We start from the raw sequence: 19,509 nt of genomic DNA, 5'->3' as shown, positions 1-19,509 counted from the left end.
CCGTTGAGCTGCCCCAGCACCCCTCCCCCGCCCCCGCTCTGCCCCAGCATGCCCAGCATCGCCTCCAGGTCCTCCATGCCCTGCATGCTACCGCCCAGCATCTCGGAGGCCCCCGCCGCGCCGCGATACAGTTGCGTCGCGATGGTGACCAGCCCCGGGAACTCCATGCCGCCCGCGCCTCCCGACAGCGGCGCCTGCACCACGCGGAAGTGCGTGTACGGCAGCGGCCCCAGACGGCGCTCGAACTCCGCCAGCATCGACGTGGCGTACTTCAACACGCGCTCGCCCGCGGCCTGGTCCGCCGCGGCGTAGTGGCTCTCCACCGTGACGCCATTCACCGTGGCGGTGGAGCTGGCGTAGCCCCGCGACACGAAGAGGGGAAAGTCGCGCACCGCCGCGGCGGCGAAGGCGTAGCGCACCCGCCCATCCCGCTCCGGGACCTCGCCCATGGGCACGCCCGTGGCGTGCACCGCCCAGCCCGTGGGCACGGTGACGGTGGCCAACACGTGCGCCGGCTCATAGAGGCCCAGGTCGCCAATCCCCTGCGGCCCATCCCAGGGCTGGCCGTTCTCGCCCACCGGCGGAACCTGGGGCACCACGCCCACCAGGCTGATGAAATCCGCCGTGGCGGAGAAGGCCCCGTGGTCCCCGCCGGAGGGACGCCCGTCCCCACCGCCCATCAAACCGCCGAGGAGGCCTCCCGCACCGCCGCCCGAGGGCGCGGCGGCGCGCGGCACCAGGCCCTCCACCGCGACGTCCAGCACCGCAGCGGCGCCCGGCGGCACGGGCTCGGACTCCAGGGACAGGCGGTACAGCGTGGGCTCCGGCCGCTCCAGTTTGACGGGCCGGCCTCCCAGCTTCGCGTCCGACAGCGTCACCCGGCGGCCCTGCGCGTTGGGCGTCAGCCGCAGGTACAACTCGGTGAGCGGATGCTTCCGGGCCAGCACCTCCACCTGCACCCGGCCCTTCACCCCACGGGTCTCCGGGTCCACCTCCAGTTGCACGCGGTAGAGCGGCAGCTCCTCCAAGGGCCCCAGCGCCTTCGCGGCCCGCTCACGCTCGGCGGGCTTCAGGTGCTGGAGGCACAGTTGCACCTCGGGAGAAACCAGGGGTTCCGCGGGCGCACTGCCCCACGCTGGCGCCCCAGAGAGCACACACCACAGCAGGCACCCATGGAGGAAGGTCCGCATGCGGCCATGCTAATTGACCCGGGGCACCCCTGCTCATCTACCCTGGACCTCCCATGCATTCTCGAACGCTCGTCATGGCCGCCACCCTGGGGCTGATGGCCTGTGCGCGGCAGGTGCCCGCCTCGGCTACGCCCACCTCCACCTCGACCGAGCCCCGTGCCGTTCGGCTCCTGCTGGACACGCCCGCCCGGGAGACACACACGCTGACCAGGCTGCGCGAAGACATCGAGGTGGACGCCACCGAAGGCGAGCGCACGCCGCGCGTCGTCGCCACCGGCCAGACGCCCACGCTGAGCCTCGACGGACACCGGGCCCGCCTCTACGGCGACGCGAAGGGCACGCTCGGCATCGCCGTGGACAACTTCCTGCTGCTGGAGGTGCTGGACGCCAGTGGGCAGGTGACCCGGCGCGCCACGGTGGGCTTCACCGAGGCGGTCCACATGGGCCGGGAGCAGGTGGACAGCGTGGGCCGCCGCGCCTTCAACTTCGAGGCGGGCGAAGTGGACATCACCCACCTGCTGCCCGACTCCGCCCCCTTCCAGGTCCGCGCGACCGCGCTGGACACCTGGGGCGTGGGACGGGTGAGCGACGTGTACCTGCTGCTCGCCCCGGGCAGCCGCGCCGACAACGACGACCTGCGCGACCAGTAGAACCGTGGCGCCGTCCCGCCCACGTCGAGGGCGGGACGATTCACGACCGCCTCAGAAGCGGATCGCGCCGGCGGGAGGAGGAGCCTGAAGCCGCACACCTCCACCGCGCACCGAGCGGATGCCACCCAGCACGGCGTCACAGTTGGCGGGCCTGCACACATCATCGGGGCTCAGCGGGCTGGCGCCACCACCCTGTGTCGCCATCACCGCGCCCACCGTGCCGGCGGCGACCACCGCGCCAATGCCAGCCCACACGTACCAGCGGCCGTACCACGGCTTGGAGCCCTCCACCTCGGGCGTCTCCGGGTCCCCTGCGAACGACAGGCCCGGGGCCGTCTCGTCGTCGGGGTCCAGCTTCGAGGACGGCTCCAACACCGGGTTCTTCGGCACGTCGGCGGTGGCCACGGACGTGTCCAGCAGGGGCCGCAGGTTGCCCGTCACCTCGTACGTCCGGCCCGCGAACACGGTGATGTTGTGCACGTCCGGCTTGAAGCCCGGGGCCCGGAACTCAATCTCACGCGAACCCGGGCGCAGCAACACGTTGGCCTGCGGCACGGCGCCCACCTGCTGCCCGTCCACCATCACCACCGCGTCCGCCACGTCCGCCGTCAGCGTGGCGAAGCCCATGGTGGCGTCCATGGACACCAGCACCTCCGCCTGCGTGCCCGACTTCACGTCGATGCGCCGCGTGAAGTCGGCGTAACCCTGCCGGCGCACCACCAGGTGGTGCTCGCCCGGACGGACCTCCACCGGCACGGCGGCCGAGGAGAGGACGCCGAACTCCTTCCCATCCACGAACAGCTTCGCGCCGCGCACGTTGCCCGTCATCCGGACGAGCACCTCCGTCTTCACGGGCGTCAACGGCGCCAGCAGCAGGTCGTCCTCGGCCGCGGGCTTCTTGCTTCCCTTCGGGGGCGCCTTCGCGCGCGCGGGCTTCTTGGCGGGCTTCTTCTTGACCACCTTGGGCTTGCCCGTCTTGGGCTTCGACGGCGCGGTGAGCGGCGCCAGGAAGTCATCCTGCGCGAGCGCGGCCGAAGGGGCGGCCAGGACAGTCACCAGGGCGAAGACGACGATGCGGTGGAGGCTCATGACGAACCGAAGGTTAGAGAGTCATCCCAAGGGAATCAAACAGAGTCCCAGGGCCTTGCGGATTGGGAGAGTATCCGCACCCCATGCACCGCGCCCTGCCCACACTGGCCCTCCACCTCAGTGTCCTCTCCCTCACCGCGTGCTCCGCGAAGGCGCCGCCCCGGACGGAGCCCGTGCCGCCCCCTCCACCCGCGGTGAAGATTCCCGCCAGCTGTGAGCAGAACCAGGGCGGCGAGTACCACCACGCGGGGAATCCAGCCTTCCGGTACTACGGCGACGATGACGGCAGCACACTCTCACTCGCCGTCGTCCGCGCACATGACTCGGCAGCGGTGGACGCCCCGGACGCGGGCTCGCCGTCCATCGTCCTGCGGCGCACCCCCGCGGGCTTCGTGGGCGAAACGCGTGCCACCGGCTTCTCCGGCGCGGGGACGCCCTGCCCCGTCACCTTTCCGACAGAGGTGGTGCGGTGCACGGACGCGGGCCTGACGCTGCGCTCGGCGGCCAGCACCTCCATCGACGAGGACTGCCGCACGGCTCCGTCGGGCGCCCCCAGCGTGCGGCTGGAGCAGGTGCTGCTGCGGGGCCCGCCGGACGCGGGCACTTCGCCGGACGCCGGCACCTAGAAACGCGAAAGGGGTGAGGCGGCGCGGTGCCAGCCTCACCCCCGGCCTTCCCGAAGGAAGGATGCCGCTCAGGCCGCGCGGCGGGGCTGCTCGTCGGCGGCGTCCACCGCGGGGGTGGACTCCACCAGCTTCATCCGGCCGGACAGTCCCTGCAGGAGGCTGGAGCTGCCCACGTACAGGAAGCCCGCCAGGAACAGGACGATGAAGGGCACCGACGTGTAGATGCGCGCGTCGATGGCGAACCACAGCGCGCCGGTGAAGTACGCGGCGAACAGCAGCTCCACCAGCGGTAGCAGCGACTTGCTGCCCCGGTACGCCTTCTTGACGGTGACGGCCTTCTTGCCCTCGGCGCCCGTCTTCGGCGTGCGCGCGAAGCCCGACTGCTGGTTGAGCAGCGCCTCGGCCACCGCCTTGGCGTTGCTGATGGCCATGCCGATGCCCAGGCTCATGAGGAACGGCAGGTACTTCACCCGCTCCCACCCCTTCGCGCCGCGCTCACGCTGCGCCGCCACGTAGAAGAAGCAGACGCTGGCGGTGGCCGTGAGGAAGAAGGGCAGGTCCAGGAACAGCGTGCCGTAGAGGCCGTGCTGGAAGCGCACCACCATGCTGATGGGCATCAGCACCGACAGCAGCACCATCAACAGGTACGCCATGTTGTTGGTGAGGTGGAAGAACGCCTCGCGCTTCACCACCAGCGGCAGGTCGCTCTTGAGAATGGTGGGCAGCAGCTTCTTCGCCGTCTGGATGGAGCCCTTGGCCCAGCGGTGCTGCTGGCTCTTGAAGGCGTTCATGTCCACCGGCACCTCGGCCGGGGAGATGACCTCGGGCAGGAACACGAACTGCCAGCCCTTCAACTGGGCGCGGTAGCTCAGGTCCAGGTCCTCGGTGAGCGTGTCGTGCTGCCAGCCGCCCGCGTCGGAAATCGTGTCACGGCGCCAGATGCCGGCGGTGCCGTTGAAGTTGAAGAAGCAGCCCGCGCGGTTGCGCGCGGTGTGCTCGATGATGAAGTGCCCATCCAGGAAGATGCTCTGGGCCTGCGTCAACAGCGAGAACTCACGGTTCAGGTGGCCCCAGCGCACCTGCACCATGCCCACCTTGTCGTCCGAGAAGAACGGCACGGTGCGCATCAGGAAGTCGGGGCTGGGCACGAAGTCCGCGTCGAACACGGCCACGAACTGGCCCTTCGCCAGCTTCAGGCCGTTCTCCAGCGCCCCCGCCTTGAAGCCCTGGCGGTTGACGCGGTGGATGTAGACGATGTCATGCCCCTTCTGGCGCTGACGCTCCACGCACGCCCGGGCGATGCCACACGTCTCATCCGTCGAGTCGTCGAGGACCTGGATTTCGAGCAGGTCGCGCGGATAGTCGATGCGGCACACCGACTCCACCAGGCGCTCCACCACGTACATCTCATTGAAGATGGGGAGCTGGATGGTGACCTTGGGCAGCGACTCCAGCGCGCCCTTCGGCGTCGGCAGCTTGAACTTGTGCCGGTAGTACAGGAACGCCATCCGGTACCTGTGCGAGCCGTAGACTCCCAGCACGCACAAGAGACTGAAATAGACGCCCAGGAAGATGATCTCGACGGTGGTCATCGGTGACGCTCAACCCCTGCCACAGCCCAGAGGGCCTGCGGTCCTTCCGTGCGGAGTGGCCCGGCTGATTCCGTCTCGCGCGGACCGGCGCGAGATGGGTCATCCAAGCCCCCACATCGTATGTACCCGAAAAGACAAGGTTTTGACCTTCGGGGAGTGATCGGCGCCGGACAATAGGAATGCGTTCAAGGCCGTGTCAAACTATTCCCCGGATTTGAACGTTCCGTTCACGGGGCGCTGACACCCTGCGTCACTCCTATGACACCCAGCTTGTGTCCCTGGCGCCGGGGTTGAAACAACGCCAGGGGTTGACCGACCTGAGGGGTCAGCTCACCGCGCGGCGAGGCACGCCCAGGTCCGGCGGAGTCTCCACGGCGGGAGCCTCCAGGACACCGGCTTCGTCACGGGTGGCCAGCGCCAGGATGCGCTCCGTCAGCGCGGCGAAGTCCAACCCGGCCCTGGCGGCGATTTTCGGCAGCAGGCTGGTGGGGGTGAAGCCCGGCAGCGTGTTCACCTCCAGCACCACGTCGTTCTCCGTGTCCGAGCACATCAGGTCCACCCGCGCCTGCCCGCGGCAGCCCAGCGCGCGGTAGGCCGCCAGTGCCAGGGCCTCCACGTTGGCCACGCGGGTGGGAGACAGCCGGGGTGGGCAGAAGTACGCGGCTCCGCCCTTGTACTTGGCGTCGAAGTCGAAGCCCTCGCGCGGCGTGGCCACCTCGCAGCTGCCCAGCACCTGGCCTCCGAGGATGCCCACCGTGACTTCCCGGCCCGCCACGTAGCGCTCCACCAGGGCCTCGCCGCCGAACCGGCTGGCCTGCGCCACCGCGAACGCAAGCGCCTCCGGTTCACGTACCAAGGCAAGCCCCATCGACGAGCCGCCGCACGCGGGCTTCACCACGCACGGGAAGCCCAGGTCGCCGTGCAGGGCCAGGGCGCGCCACGCGTCCTCGCGCGCCACCGTGTAGCCATGGGGTGTGGCCAGGTTGTGCAGGCGGAAGAACCGCTTGGCGAAGGGCTTGTTCATGGCCAGCGCCGACGCCAGCACGCCCGAGCCCGTGTACGGCAGCTCCAGCAACTCCAGCAGGCCCTGCACCCGGCCGTCCTCGCCCATGCGCCCGTGGAGCGCGACGAAGGCCACGTCCAGTTCGGCCGCGCGAAGTGCCCGGTCCAGGCCCGGCCCCGCGAAGATGCGGGTCACCTGATGGCCCCGGGACTCGAGCGCCGCCACCACGGCCTCTCCCGTCTTGAGCGAAATCTCCCGCTCCTCGCCCCACCCGCCCATCAGCACTCCCACGCGCTTGCCCATGTCGATGTTGCCTCCTGGGCGGAGCACAGAGCATGGATGATGCCAGCCACGCGGCGGTGGGCGGAGCGGGACGGTCTCCCTCGGAAACCGCCTCGGGTGAGGGACTTCAGCCACGCCGTGCGCGAAGAGCAGGCGTGTCCTCCGGGCCGCGGCGTGGCCGGGGCGCCACGGAGCGGGCGGCCCGCGTCAGGCGCCGCTCCGTCTCCACGCCGCGAGCCGCGGACCTCGGGTGAGGCAGGTCAGCTGGCCGGGAACTCCGGCTCCAGGACGGGCCCCGGTTCGGTGGTGCCCGCGTCGTCCGGGAGCCCGGCGTCCAGCTCTTCCGAGCCCGCGTCCGGGTCAAGGGTTCCCGAATCCGTGGTCAGGCCACCGTCGGTGTTCAGGCCACCATCGGTGCCCGCATCGGAGCCGCCATCGGACGGCGCGCCGTCGTCGGGGGCACACGCGTTGTCGACGCAGGTGTAGCCCTCCAGACACTGGTTGAGCTCATCGCAGGGCTGCCCTTCCTCGTCGAAGTCGACGAGGAGGCTGCACGCGGACAGCCCGGTGCTCAGGGCCATGAAAGCAACGAGGTTTCGCAAGGGACGGCGCATGGCTAGTAGTTCCGGAGATCGTCATCGTCGAGTGCGGGCCGCTTCTTCTTCTCTTCCTCTCGCCGCCGCTCCTCCTGCCGACGCCGCTCTTCCTGCTCGCGCTGCGCCGCGGCCTCCTCCTGCTTGCGCCGCTCCTCCAGCTCCTTGCGCTGGCGCTCCACCTCTTCACGGCGCTTGCGGAGCTCTTCCTCGCGCTGGCGCGCCTCGTCCTCCTGCGCGCGCTTGTTGGACGTGCTGGGCTCCTTCTGCTTCGAGGCAGGCGCCGTCTGCGCGGGGGGCGGAGGCATGGGCAACGGCTCCTTCTCCGCGGCGGGGGCCTCCTTCGGTGCGGGAGGCGTGTCCTGCGGCGCGGCCGCGGGGACGGGCGACGGCGCGGGGCGGCTCGCGCGGGAGGTCGACTTCGAACCACCGCCGCCGCCGTTGGCGAAGGCCAGGTAGCCGCCCGCGCCCGCCGACGCGAGGCCCAGGAGGATGCCGACGTCGGCCACCAGCGCGTACGACTTGCCCGTGCTCTTGAGGTCCTGGGCGCGGCTGCTGTTCTGCGCCGCGCGCTTGAAGTCATCCGACTTCGCGGAGGCCTCCATGCCGAAGTAGACGCCGCCGGCCAGCAGCGCCACGCCGGTGGCCATCAGCACGTAGCCCACGGTGCGGCGCGTGTTGCTGACGCCACCCGCGAAGTGCGTCACCGGCTTTCCGCCCTGGCGCGGCGCATCCGCCGACACCAACTGCGCCAGCAGCGCCTGCGAACCATCCACCAGCCCCTCCCCGCGCGGCACCGTTCCCAGCGCGAAGGCCTGGTTGTGGCCATCCGACACGTCCAGGCGCAGGGCTGTCACCTCCAGCGGCGCGGTCCCTGCGCCACCGCGCACCAGGAGCGCCAGCACCTGGGACACGCCCGCGAGCGTTCCCAGCTCACGCAGGGCCGCGTCGCGCTCCGGGCTCTCCGGCTTGCGCGCCGCCTGCTCGGTGAACGTCTGCAGGCCCTTCTGCGCCGCCACGGGGGCCAACGTCAGGCTGACCTCGCCGTCGCGCTCCCGGCGCTGCGTCAGCGCGTAGCCCGGCGCCACCACCGTCACGTAGTGGTCCGCGGCCGTGAGGTCGGCGACGTCCACCGGCGAGATGCCCCGGAACTGGCCGTCCACGAACACCTGGGCCGGTACCGGCTCGGTACTCACGCGCAGGCTGGACTTGGTGCCGGTGAGCACCGCCTTGCGCTCCTTCTCCACGAAGGTCATCTCCTCCGGTGGGAAGAAGTTGGGCGAGAAGCGCGCCTCCGGGTTCAGCGCCAGCGCGGTGCGAATCTCCAACTGCGCGGCGGTGTTCTCACCGTTGGCCACCTGCGATGCGGCCTTCATCACCCGCGCGCGGCTCAGCTCGGTGAAGCGCTGGGAGAGGTCGGCGCCCTCGTAACCGCGCACCGCCTTGTCGAAGTGCTCGAGCGCCTTCTCGGTGTCGAGCTCGTCGTAGGCGCGTTGGCCCGCCTTCATCGCCTCGGCGGCCTCGGCCTCACGGGCCTGGCGCTCGCGTTGCCCGTCCGCGTCCAGCGCGTCCGACAGGCGCACCAGCTTCAGCCGCCCCGAGCGCGTCACCGCCAGCTCCGCCTCGCGCGCCAGCCGGGCCGCGTCGCCACGGGCCTCCGCGTCCAACGCAATGGCCACCACGGTGACCGATGCCGCATCGGCCGGCGCGTCCGCCGTCGCCGCGCTCAAGGCCCGGGGTACCAGCCGCGAGGACACCGGCGTCTGCGCCGCCGCGGGTCCCACGGCCAGCAGTCCCACCAGCCATCCACTCAACGCGGCGTGAACCGCTCGCACATTCGAAGGTCGCATCTCTCGTTCACCTTTTGCCCGTTGCGCATCAAACGGACTGCACGGCGAAATGCAAGTGAGAAGGAGTCCTCAACGACCCGCTGCCCGGGATGGAGTGCGCGCGGGAGCGGATGCCATTCCGTGGAGATAGTCCAGGGCGACCCTCAAGGGATAGTCTTCCAGTTTCGCGGTGACGTCCCAGGGCTTGAGATTCTCCGGCAGCCCTCGAGGCTCCGGCGCGGCCGGCTCGGTCGCCGCCGTCGGCTCGGCGCGGAAGTGGCGCCGCAAGTCCTTCTCCCGCACCACGTCGCGCGGCACCTTGCCTCCTGGCTCGTCGGGGACGAGGAAGTCCGGGGTGATGCCGCGCTCCTGGATGCTGCGGCCCTTGGGCGTGTAGTAGCGCGCGATGGTCAGCTTCAGCCCGGAGCCATCCTCCAACTCGATGACCGTCTGGACACTGCCCTTGCCGAAGGTGGGCGCGCCCAGGATGGTCGCGCGGCCATGGTCCTGGAGCGCGCCCGCCACGATTTCGGACGCGGAGGCGCTGCCCGCGTTGACCAGCACTACGACGGGGTAGTCCTTCTCCGTGTCGCGGTCCTTGCTGCGCTCCACGGTGGCGCTTCGGCCATCCCGCCCCCGCGTGGAGACGATGGGCAGGTTGCCCGGCAGGAACCGGTCGCTCACCGCCACCGCCTGGTCCAGCAGCCCGCCCGGGTTGTTGCGCAAGTCCAGCACCAGCCCGCGCAGCTCCTTGCCACCGTTGAGCGCGCGCAGCCGGTCCAGCTCCTTGCGGAGGTACAGGTCGGTGCGGTCCTGGAAGTTCTTCACCTTCACATGGCCGATGCCACCATGCAGCGCGCCCTCCACGGACACGATGCGGATGTGGTCCCGGATGATGGCGATTTCGCGCGGCGCGCTGAAGCCCTCGCGCATGATGGTCAGCAGCACGCGCCCGCCGGCCGGGCCGCGCATCTTCTGCAGCGCACGCCCCACATCCATGCCCTCGGTCCGCTCACCGTCGATGCCGACCAGCTCATCGCCGGCCTTGATGCCCGCGCGCGCCGCGGGCGTGTCGTCGATGGGCGCCACCACGACAATGCGCTCGCCCTTGCGCGCGATTTCGATGCCCAGGCCGCCCCACTCGCCCGAGGTGTCGATTTTCATCTCCCGGTACACGTCGGGCGGGAGGAACACCGTGTGCGGATCCAACGTCTCCAACATGCCCTGGATGGCCCCGTACATGAGCCGCTGGCGGTCCGGCGACTCCACGTAGTTGTTCTCCACGTAGGAGAGCACCCGCGCGAACACCTCCAGCTGCCGGTACGTGGCGTCATCGCGCTCGGCCTGCTCCGCGCGGCCCGCCGTCCCCGCGTCCTTCCTGAGCGGCTCCGCGGCATGCGCCCACGGAGCACTCAGGAGGAAGAAGGCGGTCAGCGCCGCGCGCCATGGCTGGGAGGAACCCGTCACGTCGGTACGTCCTTTCCCGGGGCGGCCCCGGAAGGCTCGTACCAGTCTACCCGGCCCTCACAGCTCCGCCGAGTCGGCGAAACGCACCAGGTGCGACACCAGCTCGTCCGGACGCTCCAATTGCGGCACGTGCCCGAAGCCATCCACCACGCGCACCTGCGCATGGGCAGGCAGGTGGGCGCGGTACCACTTCAGCGTCTCCGACGGTAGCAGCCGCTCACTGCCGCCCCACAGGAACAGCAGCGGCATGGCCAGGTTGCGCACCTGCTCCGGCTCCAGGCAGGCGCGCGTGGCCAGCGCCTCCGCGGTCAGCGCCCGCACGGTGGGTGTGTCGTAGAAGTGCCGCAGCTCGTAGGCGAACAGCAGCGCGGGCAGGGGCGGACGGTGGAACAACCGCCGCGTGAAGGCACGCGCCTCCGCGGGGGACTTCACGACGAACGAGTTGAGCAGCGCGGTGTTCTCCGCCTCCGGCAACTGCGCACCCGCGGGAGCCACCAGCGCCAGCGCGCGGACCCATTCGGGGTACTCCGCTGCCAGGTTCACCGCCATGGCGCCCCCCAGCGAGTTGCCCACCACGAAGGCCGGCGCCTTCACCACCTCTTCCACATAGGCGCGCAGCACGTCGAACTGGTTGCGCACGCAGACCTCGCCGCCGCAGTACTCCACGGAGAATCCGTGTCCCGGCAGGTCCGGGGCGTACACGCGCGAGAAGCGCTTCGCCATCCCGAAGAGCGTGCGTCCAAAGCCGTTCGCTGAGCCGCCCAGCCCGTGCACCAGCACCACGGGTGGCCCCTTGCCCTGCCCCGTCAACGCGTAGTGGTGCACCGTCTGGGCACCGACCTGCACTGTCGTGGACTCGACACCACGCGCCACCAGCATGTGCCGCAGCGCCTTTTGCATTCCGCCCATCAGGTCCATGCGCTCGCCTGCTCCTCGCAGAAGGGTCCCACGACAATAACAACGCGTCCGCGAACTTGCTGCAACGCGTCAGGACCCGGGAACCAGCCACAGGGCGGGGTCGACCGCCTGCCCGCCTTTGCGCACCTCGAAGTACAGGTAGGCCCCCTTGAGGGAGCCAGTGTCCCCCACCTCGCCCACCACATCTCCGGGGAGCACCACGCCGCCCAGCTCGGGGGTAATGGAGGACAGGTGAGCCATGAGGGTGTGGTAGCCGTCGCCGTGGTCCAGGATGAGCAGGTTGCCGTAGCCGCGGAGGGCGCCGGCGTAGGCGACGGTGCCCTCGGCCACGGCCCGCACCGGCGTGCCCGCGGCGGCGCGGATGTCCAGGCCCTTCTGGACGGTGACAGTGTTGAAGCGCGGGTTGACGACCTTGCCGAAGCCCACCTCGACGATGCCTGACACGGGCCGGGGGAGCCTGCCTCGAAGCGCGCCGAAGCCACTCGTCGCGGGCAGCTCCTTCAGGTCCTGCACCATGCGCGTCAGCTCCGCGTCGGCCTGCTCCAGCTCGCGCACCGCGCGCCGGGCCAGCTCCGCCTCGCCCGCGAGCGTGCCTACCACCTCCTCCAGCCCTTCCTGCTGCATGCGGGCGAGCCGCTCCTGCTCCTGGAGGAAGGCCATGCGCGCGGCGAGGGACGCCTGGAGCCGCTCCAGCTCGCGCGTCGCCTGACGCTGCAGCCGCGCAACACGCTGCACGGTGCGCAGCAGCTCCAGGTCGCCGGACATGCTGGCCTCCAGCGCCCGGGCGCGCCACACCAGCGCGGCGAAGTCCTCGGCCGACAGCAGCACCTCCAGCGGGCGGCGGCGCATCAGGCGGTACAACGTGCGCAGGCGCGGAGACAGCCGGCGCAGTTGCAGCTTCAGCGCCTCGGCCAGCACGGCCTGCTCGCGCTCCGCCAGCAGCACGCGCCGGCGGAACACCGCCAGGTCCCCTTCCAGCGAGCGCACGCGCCGGCGGGAGAAGGCGGCCATCTCCTGCATCAGCTCCACGCCCTCCAGCACGGAGAGCTTCTTCGCCTCCACCAGCGCCAGCGTCGCGCGCTGCGCGCTCAGCCGCTCACGCACCGCGGCCTGTTCGGCCTCCTCGGCCGCCGTCGCCTGAGCCGCCGTCGCCGTCGAGGCCCACAGCCCCAGTGCCAGGAGGAGGAGGCGCCGGCTCATACGCGGAGGAAGCGCCCCACGGCGACGAAGCTGCCGCCCAGTCCCAGGCCGCAGCCAGCGCACAGCAGCTCCAGCGCCAGCCGGGGCTCCACCCACGGCGCCGCGACGCCGGGCCCCAACAGAAAGGCGAAGAGCGCGCCCAACGTGGGCCCGAGCACCCGGCCGAAGGCCCAGAGCCCGAAGAGCGCCACCGCCGCGCCCAACACGCCCTGGAGCAGTCCCTCCAGCAGGAAGGGCGCCTTGACGAAGCGGTCCGTGGCGCCCACCAGCTTCTGGATTTCAATCTCGCCGCGCCGCGAATAGATGGCCAACTGCAGCGTCGCCGCCACGATGACCACGGTGGCGCCCAGCACCACCGCGAAGGCCACCAGCGAACCGAAGCGCAGCGCCCGGGCGATGGCGGACAGCCGCTGCACCGCCGCCTCGCCATAGTCCACGCCGGCCACGCCAGGCGCCGCTCGCAGCGCCTTCGCCAACGCCAGGAGCGCGTCCGGGTTGCGCCGCTCCGGCGGCACGCGCAGCTCCAGCGACACCGGCAGCGGGTTCTCTGGCAGTTCCGCCAGCGCCTCGCCCAGGTCGCCCAGCTCCGTGCGCAGCCGTGAGAGCGCGGCGTCCGGCGACACCAGCGTCACCTCACCGCCGCTGAGCGCCAGCACGAGGGCACGCACCCCGTGGACCTCGTCCGCGTCCAGCTCCGGCGACAGATACACCGTCACCTCCACCTCGCCGCCGAGCGACGCCAGGAGGTTGTCCAGCACCCGCGCCGCGCCCCGGGCCATGCCCGCGGAGAACAAGGCGATGGCGATGGTCGTCACCGCGATGAAGTGCACGAAGGGCGAATGCTTCAGCCCCACCGCCGCCGAGCGGCAGAAGTACGTCACCTTCGACAGCGCGCTCATACCACCATCCGGCGCGCCGCCTTGACGCCGTCCTCGTCGGACACAATCTGCCCGCGCTCCAGGCGCACGGTGCGCTTCTGGTAACGCGACAGCAGCGTCGCGTCGTGCGTGGCCACCATTACCGTGGTGCCGCGCACGTTGACCTGCGTGAGCAGGTCCATGATTTCGACGGTGAGCGCCGGGTCCAGGTTGCCGGTGGGCTCGTCCGCCAGGAGGATGGTGGGGTCATTGACGAGCGCCCGCGCGATGACGACGCGCTGCTGCTCTCCACCCGACAAGCGCAGCGGGAACGAGCCCGCCTTGTGCTCCAGCCCCACCAGCTTGAGCATGCGCCGCACCTTCTCGCGCGCCTCCGCGCGGGGCACACCCAGCACGTCCAGCGTGAAGGACACGTTGTCCTCCACCGTCCGGTGCGGCAGCAGCTTGAAGTCCTGGAACACCACCCCGATATTGCGCCGCAGGTACGGCACCGCGGACTCACGGATGCGGGCGATGTTGCGGCCGCCCACGAGAATCTGCCCCTTGGTGGCCTTCTCCGCGCAGAAGATGAGCTTCAGCAGCGTCGTCTTCCCCGCGCCCGAAGGGCCCGTGAGGAACACGAACTCGCCCTTCTCCACGTTGAGGTTGATGTCCGACAACACCGGTGGGTCGCCGGGATACGCCTTGTATACGTGGAAGAACTGAATCATGGCGGCGAGCGGAAGGCCGCCAACCTACCACGCCCGGACGGCATCCCCCACGCACGCCCCGCGAGAGGGACTCCTGCCCACTCGCCCAGGCCGTACGAAGCCCTGGAGACATGTCCGGACGGGCACGCCAGGCGCCCACATCCGGAAGACCGCGTGGGCGGCTACTGCTCGCCCTCACCCGCCAGGTAACTGAGGATGACCTCGTCGAGGCTCTTCTCGGAGATGAGGTCCTCGCCGAAGAGCGTCTCCACGCCAATCTCGTTGATCTTCGGCTTCTCCTTGAGGGCGCGCGCCGCGGCGACCTCCGGAGGAACCACCACAGGCGCGGGGACTGCCACGGGAGGAGGAGGCGGAGGCGGCCGCTGCACCATGGACTGGCCGGGCTGCAGCTTCACCTGCGCCGGGTCTGTGTCCGCCGCGAGCTGACCGGGCTGGTAGCTGCGCGCGGTGGACTCGTAGCTGTCGTACACCCCGTTGATGAGGTTGCGCAGCATCTCCTTGTGCTGCTCCTCCATCAACTCACGCACGACCTCCGCGAGGTTCTCCGCGTTGAGGATGTCCGCGTAGGACGTCTTCTTCGACGCGAGGATGTTCCCGCCCACGAACAGGTGGGTGATGATGTGGGGGTTGTTGACGCCCGAGTCCTCAGTCTGGACGTGGTAGACCTTCCCCTTGTGCTTGATGTTGTGATTGAAGCCGGTGACGGCTTTTTCGAAGGTTTTCGTCATCGCCGAAGTCGCGGACCGTAGCAGCCGCATCCGCACGACACAAGGTAAGCGTGACCTGCTCGCATCCTTCGTGGTGCCACACGCACACGAGTGACTCCCTGGCCCACCAACCGTGCAGGCCACGGCGATTGCCCGGCAGTTCCGTTGAAAAGCTGAAAGCGGCTGGGATACGTACAGGCTGACGGACGGGGTTCTCGACACCCCCACCAACGGCGAGGACGCCCGGATGAAGACCCAAGAGATTGAAAAGAAGGTGCGCCAGCAAGACGCCCAGGTGCTGGCCCAGGGGTACTCGCCCGCCATCCGCGCGATGGAGATTGCCGCCATCGTCTCCTTCGTCTCACTGGAGGTGGCGCTGGTGTACCGGCTGTGGGGCACCCCCTATGCTGGCACGTGGCTGCTGCTCAGCGCGGTGCTGCTGGGCTACCTCGCCGCGGACTTCGTCTCCGGCTTCGTCCACTGGATGGGCGACACGTGGGGCTCCACGGAGATGCCGGTGCTGGGCAAGGCGCTCATCCGCCCCTTCCGCGAGCACCACGTGGACGAGAAGGCCATCACCCGCCACGACTTCGTGGAGACCAACGGCAACAACTGCCTCATCTCCCTGCCGGTGGCCATCATCGCCCTGTGCCTGCCCATGAGCGGCCCGGGCTGGGTGTTCTGCGCGTCCTTTCTCGGCGCGATGATTTTCTGGGTGATGGCGACCAACCAGTTCCACAAGTGGTCGCACATGGACTCGCCGCCCGCGCTCGTCGGCTTCCTCCAGCGCGTGCACCTCATCCTGCCCCCCGACCACCACCGCATTCACCACACCAAGCCGTACAACAAGTACTACTGCATCACCGTGGGCTGGATGAACAAGCCGCTGACGATGGTCCACTTCTTCCCCACCGCCGAGCGGCTCATCACCTGGGCCACGGGCCTGCTGCCGCGCCAGGACGACATCGGCGCGGAGGCGGCGCGCGCGCTGGTGGTCGCCGCGGGTGGCAGCGAGGCCCCGGTGGTCCAGGCGGCCAAGGAGCTGCTCACCCAGGCCACCGTGCAGGAGAAGCCCGCCTCCACGCGCCCGTAGTCCTCCGCCGTACCAGAACGCCCGCCCGGCCTGCCGCGGCGGGCGTTCGTGCGTCCGCGGCGCGCCCCCGTCAGAAGGTCAGGTCCACCTGCTCCGCCGCGGTGATGGGCCGGCCCAGGAAACGGGCCCCCACCTCCATGAAGCGCTCCGGCACGTCGGTGACGTAGTACGCGTGCTCCGGCGTGCCTCGCGACGCCGGCGCCAGTCCATCCCGCTCCGACAGCAGCGCGGCCACGGCGTCCGCGGTGGCCTCCGCCGAGTCCACCAGCGCCACCTGGGGCCCCACCACCTCCGCGATGACGCCCTTGAGCAGCGGGTAGTGCGTGCAGCCCAGCACCAGGGTGTCCACGCCGTCGCGGGTGAACTCGGCCAGGTAGTCGCGCGCCACCAGCAGGGGCACGTCGCCTGTGGTCCACCCCTCTTCCGCCAGCGGCACGAAGAGCGGACAGGCGCGGGCCTTCGCCCGCACCCGCGGGTCCGCGGACTCAAGGGCACGCTGGTAGGCCCCCGAGCGGATGGTGCCGGGTGTGCCGATGATACCCACCCCGCCCCCCTGCGTGCGCGCCAACGCCGCCCGCGCGCCGGGGAGGATGACGCCCACCACCGGCACTGGCAGCGCCGCCTCCAGCGCGGGCAGCGCCACGGCCGAAGCGGTGTTGCACGCCACCACCAGCAGCTTGATGCCGCGCTCCAGGAGAAACTCCGCGTTCTTCAGCGAGTAGCGCGTCACCACCTCGCCGGACTTGGTGCCGTAGGGCACCCGCGCGGTGTCCCCCAGATACACCGTGCTCTCGTGGGGGAGCCGGGCCATGAGGGCCTTGAGGACGGTGAGCCCGCCGACGCCTGAATCGAAGACACCAATGGGACTGTGGCTGCCTTGCCGCATGGAGCGTGTCCCTATCACGTTTGATGCCAGCGCCAGCGTCAGCCCCGCTGAACGCACGAAGGGCCGGGATGCATCATCCCGGCCCTCCCCTCACTGCCTAGCCGACCTGCCGCGCTCAGTCCTCGATGAGGTACACCGGCAGCGAGGAGTTCGGGCCCGGGAACTGGTGGGCGACCACGTCGATGACGGGCGAGTTGTTCGGCGAGAAGTACTCGCGACCGTCGCGAGCGCTGGCGTACATCTCCACCACGTAACGGCCGGGCCGCAGGAACTGGTACACCACCACCGAGCTTTCATTCGGGCCATCGACGCAGTCGTGCCAGTCACCGACGTCGCCGTACACCAGTTCGCCGGTGTGGATGTCTCGGAAGTTGATGCCCACGCGCTGCAGGCCGGCCTCGTAGCAGGTCTGGCGGTTCCCGTAACGCGAGCGCAGCTCCCACCGGACAGAGGCCCCGCCAATGGCCCACATCGACCCGGTGTGGGAGGTCGGCTGCCCCAACTGGGTGAGGATGTCGCCCCCGAAGTAGTACCAAGGCAGGCCATTCCTATCGACGGCGACGAGCTCCAACCCGTGGTAGCCCGGGTCCAGGTACGGCGTGCGAATCTGGTTGGCGGCGTGCCCTTCCCAGCACTCGAAGCGCGCCCAGTCACCGCCATCCACGCTCGCCTCGACGTGGGTGATCCCCGCCTGGTTGCAGTTGGGGCTGGGGCTGTAGCTGTTCGGCGGGAAGAGCCAGCTCAGGTAGGCGAAGGACGGCGGAGCGCCCGTCGGGGTCAGGTCCACGTTCACCGTCACGTTGCCGTCCACGGTGAAGGTTCCATGGGTCTCGTACAGCAACTCATTGCCGTAGCCGACGCCTTCCAGGCGGAACGAGTAGGTCCCCGGCGCGAATCGGTGGAGGACGATGCCGTCGAAGCCGTTCGCCTGGCAGTTGTAGCGGCCGTCGTTGGCCAGCACCTCGCCGGGGATGACGACGTTGACGCCCTGGACCGCGCGGACATCGTCGCAGCGCTGACCACCGAAGCTCCAGCGGAAGGTCACGTCCCCCTCGTAGCGGGGCACATCGCAGCACGGCTCTTCATGGACGACACAGCCAGGGAGGATCGCAAACAAGCAGAGGAATGCGACCAGCAACCGGGAGTTCATGGGGCACCTGTCGGTGGGGCAGTGAGGTGTTCGGCCCGCTTCTGCCCCATCCGACGGGCGGCGGCGGGAATTATTCACCGCCCTGGGCAATCCAGCTCAAGCAAGCAACCGTTTCCCCATTGTTTGACCCTGTCTTATCGGAGTGTTACGCGCTGCTCCCCATGACGCCCCACCTGCCCCTGGCGCTTGGCGCCATGAACTACGTGGAGATCATCCGCGACGCCTCCCTCATCGAGCTGGCAGTCCTACTGCTCCTGATGGGCGTATCCGTGGCCTCCTGGGCCCTCATCGCCATGAAGGCGTCCCAGCTCGCCAAGGCTCGCGCACAGTCTCTCACCTTCCTCGACACCTTCTGGAAGGCCTCGCGCCTGGAGGCCATCTACCAGACGGCCCAGAAGCTCGACGGCTCGCCGCTGTCGAAGGTCTTCTGCGCCGGCTATGAAGAGCTGACCAAGCTGGCGCAAGCCAAGGAGGGCGGCACCGAAGGCGCGCTGGCCGAGCGGCTGGGCGGCATCGAGAACGTGGAGCGCGCGCTCCACCGGGCCTCCACGGCGCAAATCACCGAGCTGGAGAACCGGGTGTCCTTCCTGGGCACCGTGGGCGCGGCGTCGCCCTTCGTGGGCCTGTTCGGCACCGTCATCGGCATCCTGAGCGCGTTCAATCAGATTGCCGAGCAGGGCAACGCGACGCTGGCCACGGTGGCCGCGCCGGTGGGCAACGCGCTCTTCGCCACCGCCGCGGGCCTGTTCGCGGCGATTCCGGCGGTGGTCGCCTACAACTCGTTCGTCAGCCGCATCAAGGTGTTCGACACGGAGATGTCGAACTTCTCCGCGGACTTCCTCAACATCATCAAGCGTCACTTCTTCCGGTAGCCGGGGGCCACCATGGGAATGGGCGGAGGCAACCGCGGCGGTGGCCGCACCACCATGAGCGAAATCAACGTCACGCCCATGGTGGACGTGATGTTGGTGCTGCTCATCATCTTCATGGTGACGGCGCCCCTCATCCAGCAGGGCGTGAAGGTGAACCTGCCGGAGACCAAGGCCGCGCCGGTGGAGGCCACGGAGAAGAAACTGGTCCTCTCCATCGACGCGGGGCGCAAGGTCTACATCGGTGACGCGGAAGTGGCGCTGGAGGAGCTGGAGCAGAAGCTCGCCGCCAACGCCAAGGCGCAGGCCGACAAGGAAGTCTATCTCCACGCGGACCGGGACGTGCCGTACGGGGTGGTGGTGGAGGTCATGGCCGCGGCCCAGCGCGCGGGCATTGGCAACGTGGGCATGATCACGGACCCGTCGACCGCGGGTCGGACGTCCAACACCGGCAAAGGCAAGTCGAAGGAAGCGAAGCGCTAGCCCATGACGCCCTCCGCGGTAAGCCACAGCCTGCTCGTCACGCGCTCCACGCGGATGTCGCGCTTCGTGGTGGTGTCCGTCGTGGGGCACATCCTGGTGCTGGTGGCGGCGATTGCGTACGCGCGCTTCTCCGCCACGCCCAAGGTGGACCTGGACACCAAGCCCATTCGCGCCACGCTGGTGCGCCTGGGCAAGCCGCGCGACTCCAAGCTGCTGCCGCGCAAGGAGCAGTTGCCACCGCCGCCCAAGAAGGTGGACGCGCCCAAGCCCGCTCCGGAGGCCCCGCCCCCGGAG

General features: G+C 69.8%; 18 protein-coding genes and 2 pseudogenes. 6 read left to right on the top strand and 14 right to left on the bottom strand.

Annotated elements, in window-relative coordinates:
- Positions 1-1,190, bottom strand: a pseudogene (locus tag FMQ63_RS34035) (aminopeptidase); the annotation flags it as partial.
- 53 nt (positions 1,191-1,243) lie between these two features.
- Here FMQ63_RS34035 and FMQ63_RS34030 point away from each other — a divergent pair.
- Positions 1,244-1,840: a hypothetical protein gene (locus FMQ63_RS34030; RefSeq protein WP_011555688.1), complete on the top strand. Its 597-nt coding sequence runs from the start codon at positions 1,244-1,246 to the stop codon at positions 1,838-1,840.
- 51 nt (positions 1,841-1,891) lie between these two features.
- On the opposite strand, the gene FMQ63_RS34025 is transcribed toward FMQ63_RS34030, so the two are convergent.
- Positions 1,892-2,929 carry a PEGA domain-containing protein gene (locus tag FMQ63_RS34025; protein ID WP_011555689.1) on the bottom strand — a complete coding sequence of 346 codons (1,038 nt, stop codon included), beginning with the start codon at positions 2,927-2,929 and terminating at the stop codon, positions 1,892-1,894.
- Between the two features lie 83 nt (positions 2,930-3,012).
- On the opposite strand from FMQ63_RS34025, the gene FMQ63_RS34020 reads away from it, so the two are divergent.
- Positions 3,013-3,555: a hypothetical protein gene (locus tag FMQ63_RS34020; protein ID WP_043611567.1), complete on the top strand. Its 543-nt coding sequence runs from the start codon at positions 3,013-3,015 to the stop codon at positions 3,553-3,555.
- A gap of 68 nt (positions 3,556-3,623) precedes the next feature.
- Here FMQ63_RS34020 and FMQ63_RS34015 read toward each other — a convergent pair whose 3' ends face one another.
- The 10 genes from FMQ63_RS34015 to FMQ63_RS33970 all read right to left on the bottom strand — a co-directional run bounded on the left by FMQ63_RS34015 (position 3,624) and on the right by FMQ63_RS33970 (position 14,755).
- Positions 3,624-5,147, bottom strand: a complete 1,524-nt coding sequence (locus FMQ63_RS34015; RefSeq protein ID WP_011555691.1) for a cellulose synthase family protein — start codon at positions 5,145-5,147, stop codon at positions 3,624-3,626.
- Positions 5,148-5,472: 325 nt separating this feature from the next.
- Positions 5,473-6,453: a D-alanine--D-alanine ligase gene (locus FMQ63_RS34010; RefSeq protein WP_011555692.1), complete on the bottom strand. Its 981-nt coding sequence runs from the start codon at positions 6,451-6,453 to the stop codon at positions 5,473-5,475.
- A gap of 239 nt (positions 6,454-6,692) precedes the next feature.
- A complete protein-coding gene (locus FMQ63_RS34005; RefSeq protein WP_228556542.1) occupies positions 6,693-7,013 on the bottom strand; it encodes a hypothetical protein in 321 nt (106 codons plus the stop codon).
- A gap of 35 nt (positions 7,014-7,048) precedes the next feature.
- Positions 7,049-8,875 (bottom strand): PEGA domain-containing protein, encoded by a 1,827-nt coding sequence (locus FMQ63_RS34000; protein WP_011555694.1) that lies wholly within the window; start codon positions 8,873-8,875, stop codon positions 7,049-7,051.
- 69 nt (positions 8,876-8,944) lie between these two features.
- Positions 8,945-10,321, bottom strand: coding sequence for a S41 family peptidase (locus tag FMQ63_RS33995; protein WP_011555695.1), 1,377 nt, complete (start codon positions 10,319-10,321; stop codon positions 8,945-8,947).
- Positions 10,322-10,378: 57 nt separating this feature from the next.
- The gene (locus FMQ63_RS33990; RefSeq protein WP_011555696.1) at positions 10,379-11,239 is read right to left on the bottom strand and encodes an alpha/beta fold hydrolase; all 861 of its coding nucleotides are present in this window, start codon (positions 11,237-11,239) and stop codon (positions 10,379-10,381) included.
- 69 nt (positions 11,240-11,308) lie between these two features.
- Positions 11,309-12,439, bottom strand: coding sequence for a murein hydrolase activator EnvC (locus FMQ63_RS33985; protein ID WP_171452373.1), 1,131 nt, complete (start codon positions 12,437-12,439; stop codon positions 11,309-11,311).
- Complete coding sequence (locus FMQ63_RS33980; protein ID WP_011555698.1) at positions 12,436-13,338, bottom strand: ABC transporter permease; 903 nt, start codon at positions 13,336-13,338, stop codon at positions 12,436-12,438. The genes FMQ63_RS33985 and FMQ63_RS33980 overlap by 4 nt, the downstream gene beginning before the upstream one ends.
- Positions 13,335-14,027, bottom strand: coding sequence for a cell division ATP-binding protein FtsE (gene ftsE, locus FMQ63_RS33975; protein ID WP_011555699.1), 693 nt, complete (start codon positions 14,025-14,027; stop codon positions 13,335-13,337). Before ftsE ends, FMQ63_RS33980 begins: the two co-directional genes overlap by 4 nt.
- A 161-nt stretch (positions 14,028-14,188) precedes the next feature.
- The gene (locus FMQ63_RS33970) at positions 14,189-14,755 is read right to left on the bottom strand and encodes a hypothetical protein (RefSeq protein ID WP_026113788.1); all 567 of its coding nucleotides are present in this window, start codon (positions 14,753-14,755) and stop codon (positions 14,189-14,191) included.
- A 226-nt stretch (positions 14,756-14,981) separates the two neighbouring features.
- On the opposite strand from FMQ63_RS33970, the gene carF reads away from it, so the two are divergent.
- Positions 14,982-15,827 carry a plasmanylethanolamine desaturase gene (carF, locus tag FMQ63_RS33965; RefSeq protein ID WP_011555701.1) on the top strand — a complete coding sequence of 282 codons (846 nt, stop codon included), beginning with the start codon at positions 14,982-14,984 and terminating at the stop codon, positions 15,825-15,827.
- A 70-nt stretch (positions 15,828-15,897) separates the two neighbouring features.
- Here carF and murI read toward each other — a convergent pair whose 3' ends face one another.
- Together murI and FMQ63_RS33955 are read right to left on the bottom strand one after the other, a co-directional pair.
- Complete coding sequence (murI, locus tag FMQ63_RS33960) at positions 15,898-16,713, bottom strand: glutamate racemase (RefSeq protein WP_011555702.1); 816 nt, start codon at positions 16,711-16,713, stop codon at positions 15,898-15,900.
- A gap of 115 nt (positions 16,714-16,828) precedes the next feature.
- A complete protein-coding gene (locus tag FMQ63_RS33955) occupies positions 16,829-17,779 on the bottom strand; it encodes a hypothetical protein (protein ID WP_225909473.1) in 951 nt (316 codons plus the stop codon).
- Positions 17,780-18,024: 245 nt separating this feature from the next.
- Here FMQ63_RS33955 and FMQ63_RS33950 point away from each other — a divergent pair, with 245 nt between their 5' ends.
- From FMQ63_RS33950 to FMQ63_RS33940, 3 genes and pseudogenes are all read left to right on the top strand, one after another.
- Complete coding sequence (locus FMQ63_RS33950; protein WP_011555704.1) at positions 18,025-18,735, top strand: MotA/TolQ/ExbB proton channel family protein; 711 nt, start codon at positions 18,025-18,027, stop codon at positions 18,733-18,735.
- Between the two features lie 12 nt (positions 18,736-18,747).
- Positions 18,748-19,215, top strand: coding sequence for a protein TolR (gene tolR / locus FMQ63_RS33945; RefSeq protein WP_020480666.1), 468 nt, complete (start codon positions 18,748-18,750; stop codon positions 19,213-19,215).
- A gap of 3 nt (positions 19,216-19,218) precedes the next feature.
- Positions 19,219-19,509, top strand: a pseudogene (locus tag FMQ63_RS33940) (energy transducer TonB); the annotation flags it as partial.

This window comes from Myxococcus sp. CA005, assembly GCF_006518205.1.
Classification (GTDB): domain Bacteria; phylum Myxococcota; class Myxococcia; order Myxococcales; family Myxococcaceae; genus Myxococcus; species Myxococcus xanthus.
This window is presented reverse-complemented; position numbering and strand designations above follow the sequence as displayed.

Bases quoted from the DNA above. Each gene is read 5' to 3' on its own strand.
- FMQ63_RS34025 (WP_011555689.1), bottom strand. From the start codon at position 2,929: ATGAGCCTCCACCGCATCGTCGTCTTCGCCCTGGTGACTGTCCTGGCC.
- FMQ63_RS34020 (WP_043611567.1), top strand. From the start codon at position 3,013: ATGCACCGCGCCCTGCCCACACTGGCCCTCCACCTCAGTGTCCTCTCC.
- FMQ63_RS34000 (WP_011555694.1), bottom strand. From the start codon at position 8,875: ATGCGACCTTCGAATGTGCGAGCGGTTCACGCCGCGTTGAGTGGATGG.
- FMQ63_RS34030 (WP_011555688.1), top strand. From the start codon at position 1,244: ATGCATTCTCGAACGCTCGTCATGGCCGCCACCCTGGGGCTGATGGCC.
- FMQ63_RS34015 (WP_011555691.1), bottom strand. From the start codon at position 5,147: ATGACCACCGTCGAGATCATCTTCCTGGGCGTCTATTTCAGTCTCTTG.
- tolR (WP_020480666.1), top strand. From the start codon at position 18,748: ATGGGAATGGGCGGAGGCAACCGCGGCGGTGGCCGCACCACCATGAGC.
- FMQ63_RS33985 (WP_171452373.1), bottom strand. From the start codon at position 12,439: ATGAGCCGGCGCCTCCTCCTCCTGGCACTGGGGCTGTGGGCCTCGACG.
- murI (WP_011555702.1), bottom strand. From the start codon at position 16,713: ATGCGGCAAGGCAGCCACAGTCCCATTGGTGTCTTCGATTCAGGCGTC.
- FMQ63_RS34005 (WP_228556542.1), bottom strand. From the start codon at position 7,013: ATGGCCCTGAGCACCGGGCTGTCCGCGTGCAGCCTCCTCGTCGACTTC.
- ftsE (WP_011555699.1), bottom strand. From the start codon at position 14,027: ATGATTCAGTTCTTCCACGTATACAAGGCGTATCCCGGCGACCCACCG.
- FMQ63_RS33990 (WP_011555696.1), bottom strand. From the start codon at position 11,239: ATGGACCTGATGGGCGGAATGCAAAAGGCGCTGCGGCACATGCTGGTG.
- FMQ63_RS34010 (WP_011555692.1), bottom strand. From the start codon at position 6,453: ATGGGCAAGCGCGTGGGAGTGCTGATGGGCGGGTGGGGCGAGGAGCGG.
- FMQ63_RS33980 (WP_011555698.1), bottom strand. From the start codon at position 13,338: ATGAGCGCGCTGTCGAAGGTGACGTACTTCTGCCGCTCGGCGGCGGTG.
- FMQ63_RS33970 (WP_026113788.1), bottom strand. From the start codon at position 14,755: ATGACGAAAACCTTCGAAAAAGCCGTCACCGGCTTCAATCACAACATC.
- carF (WP_011555701.1), top strand. From the start codon at position 14,982: ATGAAGACCCAAGAGATTGAAAAGAAGGTGCGCCAGCAAGACGCCCAG.
- FMQ63_RS33950 (WP_011555704.1), top strand. From the start codon at position 18,025: ATGACGCCCCACCTGCCCCTGGCGCTTGGCGCCATGAACTACGTGGAG.